General features: G+C 64.6%; 9 protein-coding genes. 1 reads left to right on the forward strand and 8 read right to left on the reverse strand.

Going from position 1 to position 11,546, the window contains the following annotated elements:
- Positions 1–284 precede the first annotated feature (284 nt).
- The 3 genes from WCY17_RS01035 to WCY17_RS01045 are packed head-to-tail and all read right to left on the reverse strand — an operon-like array spanning position 285 to position 5,180.
- Positions 285–1,952, reverse strand: coding sequence for a hydantoinase B/oxoprolinase family protein (locus tag WCY17_RS01035; protein ID WP_372700313.1), 1,668 nt, complete (start codon positions 1,950–1,952; stop codon positions 285–287).
- Positions 1,945–4,038 carry a hydantoinase/oxoprolinase family protein gene (locus WCY17_RS01040; protein ID WP_372700314.1) on the reverse strand — a complete coding sequence of 698 codons (2,094 nt, stop codon included), beginning with the start codon at positions 4,036–4,038 and terminating at the stop codon, positions 1,945–1,947. Before WCY17_RS01040 ends, WCY17_RS01035 begins: the two co-directional genes overlap by 8 nt.
- 14 nt (positions 4,039–4,052) lie before the next feature.
- Complete coding sequence (locus WCY17_RS01045) at positions 4,053–5,180, reverse strand: histidinol-phosphate transaminase (RefSeq protein ID WP_372700315.1); 1,128 nt, start codon at positions 5,178–5,180, stop codon at positions 4,053–4,055.
- Between the two features lie 86 nt (positions 5,181–5,266).
- Here WCY17_RS01045 and WCY17_RS01050 point away from each other — a divergent pair, with 86 nt between their 5' ends.
- Positions 5,267–6,757 carry a PLP-dependent aminotransferase family protein gene (locus WCY17_RS01050; protein ID WP_372700316.1) on the forward strand — a complete coding sequence of 497 codons (1,491 nt, stop codon included), beginning with the start codon at positions 5,267–5,269 and terminating at the stop codon, positions 6,755–6,757.
- A 57-nt stretch (positions 6,758–6,814) separates the two neighbouring features.
- Here the strand turns inward: WCY17_RS01050 and WCY17_RS01055 are convergent, their stop codons facing one another.
- From WCY17_RS01055 to WCY17_RS01075, 5 genes are read right to left on the reverse strand one after another with little or no spacing between them, the layout of a single operon-like run.
- Complete coding sequence (locus WCY17_RS01055) at positions 6,815–7,747, reverse strand: NAD(P)-dependent oxidoreductase (RefSeq protein WP_372700317.1); 933 nt, start codon at positions 7,745–7,747, stop codon at positions 6,815–6,817.
- Between the two features lie 4 nt (positions 7,748–7,751).
- Entirely contained in the window at positions 7,752–8,168 is a 417-nt protein-coding gene (locus WCY17_RS01060) for a carboxymuconolactone decarboxylase family protein (RefSeq protein ID WP_372700318.1), read from the reverse strand.
- 38 nt (positions 8,169–8,206) lie between these two features.
- Positions 8,207–9,001, reverse strand: a complete 795-nt coding sequence (locus tag WCY17_RS01065) for an N-acyl homoserine lactonase family protein (protein WP_372700319.1) — start codon at positions 8,999–9,001, stop codon at positions 8,207–8,209.
- A gap of 15 nt (positions 9,002–9,016) precedes the next feature.
- Positions 9,017–10,531: a 3-hydroxyacyl-CoA dehydrogenase gene (locus tag WCY17_RS01070; protein ID WP_372700320.1), complete on the reverse strand. Its 1,515-nt coding sequence runs from the start codon at positions 10,529–10,531 to the stop codon at positions 9,017–9,019.
- On the reverse strand, positions 10,528–11,532 hold the full coding sequence (locus WCY17_RS01075) for an NADPH:quinone oxidoreductase family protein (RefSeq protein ID WP_372700321.1): 1,005 nt from the start codon (positions 11,530–11,532) through the stop codon (positions 10,528–10,530). The genes WCY17_RS01070 and WCY17_RS01075 overlap by 4 nt, the downstream gene beginning before the upstream one ends.
- Positions 11,533–11,546: the final 14 nt, after the last annotated feature.

Here is an 11,546-nt window from a genome sequence, read left to right on the forward strand (position 1 = left end):
ATGGCATTCCGGCGCGGCATCGTCGGCGAGTGGCTGCACTGGCGCCAGCGCCGCAGCGCCGGCCAGGGGCCGGCCACCAGCGCCTGAGCCCGGGCAACCAGACAGGCGCCAGCCACCAGCGCCTGAGGCCAGCCACCACCTACGGCTTCATCAAGGGGCATTCACTCTCGGAAGCCGGTACAGAAACCAGGCTGTTGCGGGGCTGTGGGGCCCGCGCTGCCGGCCCAGGCCCCGTGCCCGGCAACACCGCGCTGCCGCCCCGATGGCGCCTCTTCAGGCCCCCTTCAGGGCGTGGCCTGCCCCCAGCCTCCGCCGCCTGCGGTCACCATGACCAGACGATCCCCATTCATCAGCCGGTGGGGGCCGCTCTTGGCAACGAGCTCGCGGCAGCGGCCATCGGCCGACTGGATGAAAAAGCCCGCAAGGGCTCCGGGCGCACCACCCGCGCAGCCCGCGGCAGGCGTTCTGGTACGCTCGCCGAGCACCGATGCCTGCACGTCATCGACCAGTACCTCGATGGTCTTGCGCACGCCATCACCGCCAGGATGATGGCCGGCCCCACCCGATCCGCGCACGATGGCGTATTCAATGACACGCACGGGCATACCGGCCTCGATGCCCTCGATCGGCAAATTCATGGTGTTGCCCATGTGCACCCGATGCCCGCTGATTCCTCGGCCTGCCGCAGTGGCGCCCATGCCGCCACCGATGGTTTCATAATGGACGAAGGGCCTGTTGCTGCCAGGCGCCACGCCGCCCATGGTGTAGACGCAGGCCGAACCATAGCTGCCGGCGCAGGCCAGTTCGGGATAGGCTTCACCCAGGGCACCCAGCAGCATGTCGGCCAATCGGTTGGCCGTTTCGGTATTGGCCGCCACAACCGGATGAGGGTAAGCCGCATGAACGATGGAGCGCTCGGGCGCAATGATTTCCACACCCGAATACACCCCTGAATTGGGCGCAATGTCACCGCCCAGGAAACTCAGCACGGTATAGAACACGGCCGAAGCCGTCACTGGCAGAGGCGCATTGATGGGCCCCGCCACACACGGGGAAGAGCCGGTGAAGTCAAAGACCAGGCGCACACCCTGCTTGCGGATCCGGACCCGGATTCGTGGTGCGGTATCCGCGCCAATGCCATCGCTGTCCAGGGTTTCTTCGCGAACCACTTCGGCATCCGGCAGCCTGCATAACCGCGCTTCGACCAGCCGCCGACTGTAGATCTGGGTATCGGCCATGACCTGTGTGACGACATCGGCACCATATCGCCTGCAAAGGTCCTGCACACGATCGGTTGCTCGCCTGTGGCCAGCCAGAGCCGCATGAAAATCCCCCTTGCGATCACTGGGCACCCGCACATTGGCCAGGATCATCCGCAGGACATCCTCACGTACGACCCCCTGTTCGAGAATTCTGATGGGCGGAATGCGCAGGCCTTCCTTGATGATCTCATCGGATACGCTCGAGCTTCCGGCGGCAATGCCGCCGATGTCGGGCCAGTGGATACGGCTGAGAACGAACCCAACCAGGGTGCCGTGCGCAAAAACAGGCGTCAGCAGCGACATGTCGGGCAAGTGGGTTCCCCCTTCGTACGGGTCGTTGAGCAAGACGCCGTCACCATCCCGCCAGCATGCCGCAGGGTAGTATTTCAAGGCTGCCAGGCCTGTATATCGAGCTGCGCCAAGGTGCACCGGGATGTCGACCCCCTGTGCAATCACGTTGCAATGCACGTCCAGCACGGCACAGGACAGGTCAGCAGACAAGCTGAGCAGCGGCGAGAATGAAGTGCGCATGATAATGCTCTTCATTTCGGCACAGATTGCATGCAGGGCGCTGTTGACCACTTCGAACGTGACCGGGTCCTGTTCCAGCACACCAGGTTCGGTGCCGGCATCACCCACCGAGGATGGCTCCGGCGCTTCGGCACCGCGAGCCCGCGTGTGTTCATTCAAGACCATGTTTTCGTCCTGCGGAAAGTCTGAAGACGACGCTGCCATCGACCTGCACCCGGGCGATCGTGCCCTGCGGCACCCAGATGGTCGAGCCCGAATGATCGATCAGGGCAGGCCCTTGCAGTGACTGGCCTGCACAGCCCTGGGCGTGATACAGGGCGACTGGCTGCACATGCCCGTCACGATCCATGTACGGGCACTGGCGCGGCGCAGCGCCATCGGGCACAGCCACGGCCGGTTCAAACAGCCGCTCACCTTGCATCTTCAGGGGCAGGCTGGCCACCAGGTGCACATTCACCAGTTCAACCCTCGAACCCGCCAGATCGAAACCAAACGCACCCCGGTACGCCGTACGAAAGCGCGCCTCGATCGTGGCCACCGATGGCATGGGATCACCGACCTCTCCGAGGGGTACGCGCAGTTCGAAGAGCTGACCGACAAAACGCAGATCCGCAAAACGCTGTTGACGCGCATTCGCAGGATCGGCCGACTCGGCCGCCAGCAAGCCGGCCGCTTTTGTCGCCAGGCCCTCGAAGGCATCGGCCACAGCCTGTGGATCGAGCGCCTCGAGTGGCGTCAGCAGGGTGGCTGACACATCGTGACGCACCTCACCCAGCACGGCACCCAGCGCTGAAAAAATCCCCGACTGTGGCGGCACCAGTACTTCGCGGACGCCCACCTCGGCGCCCACCAGGGCGGCATGCAGCGGACCGGCGCCCCCCGAGGCCAGAATGGCGAATTCGCGGGGGTCATAGCCGCGGCGTACCGTGGCCAGGCGCACCATTTCGGTCATGTTGGCCACGGCGATCTCGATAATGGCATGTGCCGCCCTGGCCAATGGCCAGCCCATGGGCCGGGCAATATGACGCTCGATGGCATCGACTGCCGCATCCCGTGAAAAATGGATCCCGGTGCCCGCGAAGGTTTCGCTGGTCAGCGTGCCGATCACCGCGTGCGCATCCGTCACGGTCGGCAGATCCCCGCCCCTGCCATAGCAGGCTGGCCCTGGATCTGCACCCGCACTGTCCGGGCCGACCTTGGGCACCCCACCCGGATCGATCCAGGCAACACTGCCGCCCCCGGCACCCACCTCGACGATATCGAGCACGGCGCTGCGAATGGGATAGCCGCCTACATCGCGACCGCCTTCGAGACGATCGGCCCGAAACTCATCCGTGATCCGGGGTTGAAAATCATGGATCACCCCCGCCTTGGCCGTCGTCCCCCCCATGTCGAATGCGATGAGATTGGGCCGCCTGGTCGCACGGGCATAGGCTTGTGTAGCGATCATGCCGGCTGCAGGACCGGATTCGATGAGATGCACTGGATAGCGCTGGGCATTGTCCGGCGAGGTCAGGCCGCCGTTGGACTTGACGACCATCAGGCTGCGTATGCCCATTCGGTGCGCTTCCTCATCCAATCGGCGCACATAGCGTTGCACAGCGGGCCCGATGTATGCGTTGACGACCGTGGTGCTGGTGCGTTCGTATTCGCGAAATTCGGGGCAGACGTCATGCGACACTGAAATGAAACGACCCGGGAAGGCCTGCTTCAGGGCCTCGGCAAGGCGGACCTCATGCGTGGGATTGGCATAGGCATGCAGGCACGAGATGGCAAACGCATCCGCCCCTGAGGACCGGATCTGGTCCAGCAAGGCGTCGACGCCCATCAGCGGCTGGACGACCCTGCCGCACGCATCCAGCCGTTCGTCTGCCCCGAAACGCCGCTCATGGGGTACCAGCGGCTCGGACACCCGAACGGCCAGGTGGTACAGGGTTGGCCGGTCCTGGCGCCGCAGTTCAATGATGTCGGTAAAGCCGGCCGTAGTCAGCAGGCCAACCCGTGCGCCCTTTCGCTGGATCAGCGTATTGGTGCCCACGGTCGTCCCGTGGCATACGGTGGCGCCCTGCAACGAACGGATGCCCGCCAGGCGCTGCAGGGCGTCGATCACGGCCGCTGCCGGATCATCGGGCGTGGAAGGCACCTTGAAGCTTGCCACGATCTGCCCGTTGGCGGGTACCAAGGCAATCACGTCGGTGAATGTACCGCCCACGTCGATGCCGATCAGCATGGCCTGCTTTTCCATCGCACGCTCCGGCATCAGACGCGGCTGGGTGCCTGCACTTGCGACAGTGCCCCAAGGAAGTGATCCATGTGCTCCTGCAGGTTCAGATCCACGCGCAGATATCGATCCCCCAGCCCCTGGATATCATTGCCATCCTTGACAATGACGCCATGTTCGAGCAATTGGTTGAATACGTCGCTGGCCCCCAGGTCGGGATCGAGAATCTCGGTGAGAAAGAAATTCGAACGCGAGCCGGGCACCATGCGGAAGCGGTCCATCGAGGCCATCTGGGCCTGCACGTGCGACCGGCTTGTGGAAATGGTCTGTACGGCACGGTCGACGTGCGCATTGTCCTCGATACCGGCCACGCCACCGGCAATCTGTAGTTGCCCCATGTTCCAGGTGGGCTTGATGCGCCTGAGCGGCTCGATCAGTGCCGGGTTGTGTGCAATCCCGAAACCGATCCGCAGACCGGCCAGACCGTAGGCCTTGGAGAACGTGCGCAGCACGATCAGGTTCGGGTAGTCGCGCAGCAGGTGCAGGCTGCCCGGTGTTTCGCTGTAGTGGATGTAGGCTTCGTCCAGCACGACCAGTGTGCGGGGATCTGCTGATTCACACACGCGCCGGATGTCGGTATCCGGCAACAGGCGCCCCGAGGGATTGTGGGGAGTGGTCAGGAAGGCGATCCGTGGACGCTCGCGCTGCAGCAGGGCGACGTAGGCGTCCATCTCGAAGGTGAAATCCTTGCCCATGGGTGCATAAATCGGGCGCCGGCCCTCGCAGGCCGTGTAAATCCGGTACAGGGGAAAGCACAGTTCATGCATGAGCACGGCCTCGTCAGGGCCGGCAAAGGCCCGTATGACCATGGAAATCACTTCAGTTTCGCCCGAACCACAGACGACACCCTCCGGGTCGAAGCCGAACTTTCGGGCGATGGCCAAACGCAGGTCTTGTGCCGTCCAGTCGGGATACAGGGACAGGCGCCCCAGTGCGGCCTTGACCGCGGCCTGTGCCATGGGCGAGGCCCCATGAGGGTTTTCCGCCGAGCCCAGCTTGGCGATCTGGGCGACTGGAATGCCGTAGGCTTGCGCCACATGCTCGGCTGACAGCCCGGGCACGTAAAGTTCTCCATCGATCAAAGCCTGCAGGCTGGGCTGCACCATTTCATTCTCCTAAAAGCATACTGGTCTGATTAATGATGCTATATAGTATTATCAAGATGATCAACCAGTATTTGAAGCGATCAACCATGCCGTCAACAGGCAACGATTCCAGGCACCAGAGCACGTACCCTGCATCATCACCCGCCGCGCCCGATGCGCCACGGCCACCGCTCATTGGCACTTGGGCACCCCGCCTTGCATTGGACGGCACGCCAAAATATATCGCCATCACCCAGGCCATCCGTGACGGGATGGCAGGGGGCGACCTGCCTCCTGGCCTGCGTCTGCCGCCACAGCGCGACATTGCGCGCTACCTGGGGGTCACCATCGCCACGCTCACCAGGGCGATTGAACGGGCTACGCATCAGCGGCTGATCCACACCAAGCGTGGCAGCGGCACATTCATCGCCCACATACCAGCCGCCATGCCGGCAGAGGGCGGCCCAGGCGCCGCGGGCGTACTGGCCGACTCTGCGCGTGATCTATCCCTGAATGCCCCCCCTGCATCGCTGGTGCACGACATCCTGCGCGACAATCTCCATGAGCTGGCGCGAGACGGCCGGTACGCGAACTGCTTCGATTACGATCCCATCCCTGGCGACCAGCGCCATCGGCAGGCGGCCCGCCAGTGGCTGGCACTGCGCCGCCTGGCCGTGGCGCCCGGCAACATCCTGGTCACCCAGGGCGCCCACGAGGCGCTGCTGGCATGCCTGTCGGCACTTACCCAACCAGGCGACACCGTGCTGTGCGAGCAATTGAATTACACCGGCCTGCGGCGTATCAGCCAAATGCTGCGCATCCGCCTGATCGGGATCCGTCTCGACAGCGAAGGGCTGTGCCTCGACGATCTGCGCAAGGCGCTGCGGGCACATGCGCCAAAGGCCATCGTGTGTACGCCCATCATGCACAACCCCACGACGGCCACCTATTCCACCGCCAATCGAGCCATGCTCTGCCGAGTCGCGAAGTCTGCCAATCTCCCGATCATCGAAGATGACATCTACGGGTTGCTGGGTGGTGATGACGCGCCACCCCCGCTGATGACGCAGTCACCTGACCAGACCATACTGGTCACAAGCCTGTCAAAGACCATTGCGGCCGGCTTACGCGTTGGGTACCTGGCCGCTGGTAGCCACTGGATGCCACGGCTGCGTGATGCTCTGTTCAATCTGGGCTGGACCGCACCCACATTGCAGATGGGTTTCGCCACCCGGCTGGTGGAGTCCGGGCGGGCCCAGCAGTGCGTGGTTCGGCACCGGGATGAAGCTCGCCGGCGCATGGCCCTGGCACGACGCATCCTGGGCGCGTCATTGCATACGGCAGACGAGACCTCAAGCTACCACATATGGGTCGATACCGGCCAGATCCGGCCCGATGACCTGAGTGCCGAACTCTACCGCGAAGGCATCCAGGTCTCGCCGGCATCGCACTTCCTGATCGGCGAGGGCGCCGTCCCGCATGCACTGCGCCTGAGCCTGGGCAGATCACCCCATGTGCAGGCGCTCGAACGGCCCCTGCAGATGATCGCCCACAGAATATCCGGCGGCAAGGCATCGGCCCTGGGCTCCATCGCCTGAGCCCGGGCAGCCGGGCCACGGCGGGCCCATGTGTCGATGCGCCGGGCTACAGCGGGCTCATGTGTCGACCTGGCTGGCCACCCCGAGTTCGGTATGCGCCAGCGCCTCGACCAGCCGGGCGATGGCCGTGTGATCCTGCCCGGGGCCCAACATGCCGGCCCCACTCGCCCACAACTCGCGGCACAAGGCCGAGAATGGCGCCGGGGTGCCTTCTGCCGTCGCAATCGACAGGGCAATGGTGAGATCCTTGACCATCAGGTCCAGGCCAAACCCGGACGCAAACGATCTGGACAGCACATACTGCCTGAATTTCTTCTGCGTCGAGTTGTTCATGCCGGTGGACGCATTGAGGACATCCACCATCGCACCCGGATCCAGGCCGAAGCGCTGGCCTATCATGAGCGCCTCGATCCCGATCAGAAAGCCGCCCGCCGATACCAGGTTGTTCAAGGCCTTCATGGCATGCCCCGAGCCTGTGGCTCCGACATGCAGGACCTGCGTACCCATGGCCGCCAATACGGGATGGACCGCCTCGACCCAGGCGGCAGCCCCGCCCACCATGATGGTGAGTTCACCGGCCCGGGCACGCGCCACGCCGCCCGATACCGGCGCATCCAGCAGGATGCCCCCGGCACGTTCGACCTCGCCCGAGAGGCGCTGGGTTTCGTGCGGTATGCCAGAGGTCATGTCCAGCACGGGCGTGCCGGGGCGCAGGCCGGACAGCACGCCCTCGTCTCCGGACAGCACGGCGCGCACGATGGCGCTGGTCGGCAGCATGGTGATGACCAGATCGCAATCGGCAGCCAGTTCGGCACCGGTCGTGGCCACCCGGACAGACCCACCCAGTTCGCAAGCCAGCCGCTGCGCCGCCTGGCGATCGGCATCGAGCAGGACCAGGGCATGGCCTGCCCGATGCAGGCAACTGGCCATGGGCGCCCCCATGTGCCCGGTACCGATGAAGCCGATGGTCTCGTAGGTCTTCTGGACCATGATCTCAGCCCTGCCCTGCTTCAAACGCGCCTTCCTCTTCGAGGACCTGGTTGGCCGACTTGAACGCATCGAGCCCTGCCGGGATGCCGCAGTAAACGGTTGCCTGCAGCAGCACTTCACGGATCTCATCGACCGTCACGCCATTGCGCAACGCCCCCTTGACGTGCAGGCGCAGTTCATTGGGGCGGTTCAGGGCCGTGAGCATGGCCAGATTGAGCATGCTGCGGATCCTGCGCTCCAGCCCCGGACGATTCCAGGCGTAGCCCCAGCACCACTCGGTGGTGATGTGCTGGAAACTCATCATGAAATCATTGGCTTTTTGCAGCGAGCCGTCGACATAGTCCGGGCCGAGAACTTCACGGCGCATGTCCAGGCCCTTTTGAAAGAGGCTTTCGAGTTCGTTTTCTGCATCTTTGCCCATACGACTGGCTCCTTTGAGTAATGAAGTGGCAATGACGATCAATCGAGCCGGGCGATGATGCCGGCCAGTTCAGCAGATGCCGCGGGAAACCGTGCCATCACGGCGGGGTCATGCCCCGGAATCACCAGATCGGCAGAATCAGCCAGGCGATACACCTTTTCGTGGCCCTCGAGCATCTCGCCTACGTTGTAGACAATGGGAAACGGGCGCCGGCCTTCCATGTTGGCGTAATAGTGCGAGGCATCCGAAGCCAGCACCAGCCAGCCCTTGCGGGTATGCACCCGCACCACCTGCAGGCCGGCCGTGTGGCCGCCGACCCAGTGCAGCGAAATACCGGGGTACAGGGTCTCGTCGCCATCGTGAAAGACCACGCGCTCCTCGAAGACGCGCAACACGAATTCTGCTACGTCATGCGCCTCGTATGCCGCCCGCAAGCTGGCATGACGCATGTGCCGCCCGGTTGCAAAGCTGACTTCGCGATCCTGTACGTGAAAGCGCGCGCTGGGGAAGCGATCGAAATTGCCCACGTGGTCATAATGCAAGTGCGTGATCACCACATCTTCGACCGTCTGTGGCTCGATGCCCAGCAGCGCCAGCGAGGCCACGGGGCAGCGCAGGAATTCGCGGCCGCGGGCTGCAGCCACCCGGGCATTGAAGCCCGTATCCACCACAAGGACCCGCTCGGGGCCACGCACCACCCAGACGAAATAATCCATGGGCATGGCGTGGTTTTCATGCGGGTCGCCACCCACGAAGTTGTCGCGAGCAGTACGCTCATGACGCGCATACCGGATGGCATGGACCTCATGCACCGGCAGGTCGGGATGTTTCATGGGCGCCCCCTGTGCCTAGACGCGAGACGCGGCCATGCGCCGCAGTTTGACCGATACCCGGTAGCGTGCATCGCCGTAGCTGGCGCACAAGCCATCGAGCACGTCGACAAAGTAACGGGCCCCCATGCGCTCGGCCCACTCGAAGGGGCCACGCGGGTAATTGACGCCAAACCGCATGGCATCGTCGATGCCCTGCGCGGTGGCGATCCCCGCCAGCCAGGCTTCGGCGGCCTCATTGGCCAGCATTGCCAGCGTCCGCGCCACCACCAGGCCCGGCGTATCATCCAGCACGTGCGCACGGATGCCCAGGCCCGCCAGCAGTGCCTGGGCATCTGCAGCGACGGCGGCTGGCGCGCCATCCTGGATGGCAATGCCAAGATCCGTGACAGTGCCGTAGTCATCGGCCAGATCGAAAACGACCCAGCCATGATCGGCGCCCCGATCCAGCAGGCTGGCTGGCAGGCCATGGGTCATTTGAAGCGCCGCGCGGCCATACCGGATAATGGCCGGCGCGTCTGATTCGCTCACGTGGCATTCGATCCCCAGCGATGTCATCCGCCCCAGCAGGCCGGCAATGGGCGCCAGCCTGCCCGACACCTGCACCGGCTGACGAAGAGGCGCCGGTGCGAGTGGCGGCGGGCTGGCCACTGGCTGCGCGTCGTCATAGAAACCGCGCCCGGTCTTGCGGCCCAGGCGCCCCGCAGCCACCAGTTCAGCCTGCAGCAGCGAAGGCCGATAGCGCGGGTCGTTGAAATAGGCCTGGAACGTCGAACGCGTCACGGCCAGATTGACATCATTGCCAATCAGGTCCATGAGGCGAAACGGACCCATTCTGAAACCGGCACCAGCGGTCAGCAGGACATCGACCTGCTCGGGGCGCGCCGCCCCTTCTTCGACCACCCGCAGGGCTTCGGCATAAAACGGCCGGGCCACGCGATTGACGATGAAACCCGGCGTGGAGCGTGCGTGCACCGGCTTTTTTTGCCAGGACAGCGCCGTGGCATGGATGGTGTCGGCCACCGACGGCGCGGTCTGCAACCCGCTGATCACCTCGACCAGCTTCATCACGGGGGCCGGGTTGAAGAAATGCATGCCCACCAGCCGTTCCGGGTGCTCGAGCACGGACGCGATGGCCGTGACCGACACCGACGAGGTATTGGTCGCGAAAATGGCCTCTGGCGCCATGGTCGCTTCGAGCTGGCGAAACAGCGCCTGCTTGGCCTGCAGATCCTCGAAAATGGCCTCGATCACCAGCCCGGCGCGGCCCAGCTGGTCGATGCCAGGCGCGACTTCGATACGCTCGAGCAGCGCCACGCAGGCGCTGGAGTCCATCCTGCCACGGGCCACACGGGATTCGAGTGCCGCTCGAATGCGCGCGTGTGCGGCCTGCGCCGCCTCGTGGCTGGCGTCCGCAAGGCGCACCCTGTGGCCCGCGGCCGCGGCCACCTGCGCAATGCCGGCCCCCATGGTACCGGCCCCCACGACTGCGACGATCACATCGCGGGCCAGCGCCTGCACGGCCGCGCTCATGCGGACGCCTGGCGCACGGTGACCACCGCCTTGCCACGGACCTTGCCCTGCCCGACCAGCGATAGTGCCTCGGGCAGGGCTTCGAAGCCCACGCTGCGCGCGATGTGCGGCCGCACCTTGCCCTGACGCCACAATTCGAACAGGGCTTGCTGGGCCTCGTGGACCCGCTCGGGCGTGTAGTCGCGATAGTCGCTCCATTGGATGCCGAGCACAGCGATGTTCTTGACGAGCAGGTAATTGACCTTGATGGTGGGGATCTCGCCGGCGGCAAAACCAATCACCACCAGGCGGCCGCACCAGGCCAGGGCACGAATGGCGCCCGCAAAGAAATCAGCCCCGAGGGGATCGATCACGATGTCGACCCCACCCTTTTCGAGCGGCAGGGCGCGGATCTGGTCACGAATGCCGTCGCGCAGGTTGCCACCCGACAGATCAATCGTGTAGTCGGCACCCGATTCGCGCGCCAGGGCGGCCTCTTCGTCGCCGCGCACCCCTGCAACCACCGTGGCCCCCAGGCCTTTGGCCACCTGGACCGCGGCCAGCCCGATCCCGCCCGCGGCACCACCCACCAGCACGGTTTCCCCCGATGCCAGCCGGGCCCGTTCGACCAGGGCGAAGTACGCGGTCTGATAGACCAGCCCCATGGCCGCCGCTTCTGAAAAAGACATGTCATCCGGCAGGACATACGTCTGCCCGGACAGGGCGAGAGCCTGTTCGGCATACGCCCCTGATTCGACATGACTCAACACCCGATCGCCAGGCCGGATCCCCTGCACGGCCGAGCCCACCGCACGTACCACGCCTGCCAGATCCTTGCCCGGGGTGAAGGGCAGCGGCTTCAGGAACTGGTACTGGCCCCGCACCACCAGCACGTCGGGAAAATTCAGGCCGATCGCCTCGACGTCCACCAGGACCTCGTCATTGCCCGGTGCCAGATCATCGAGCTCGTCGATCACCATGGATGAGGGCTCGCCAAATGCGTGAACCCGATAGCTGCGCATAGGTCTTTCTCCTG

It is taken from the genome of Castellaniella sp. (assembly GCF_041677825.1).
Classification (GTDB): Bacteria; Pseudomonadota; Gammaproteobacteria; order Burkholderiales; family Burkholderiaceae_B; genus Castellaniella.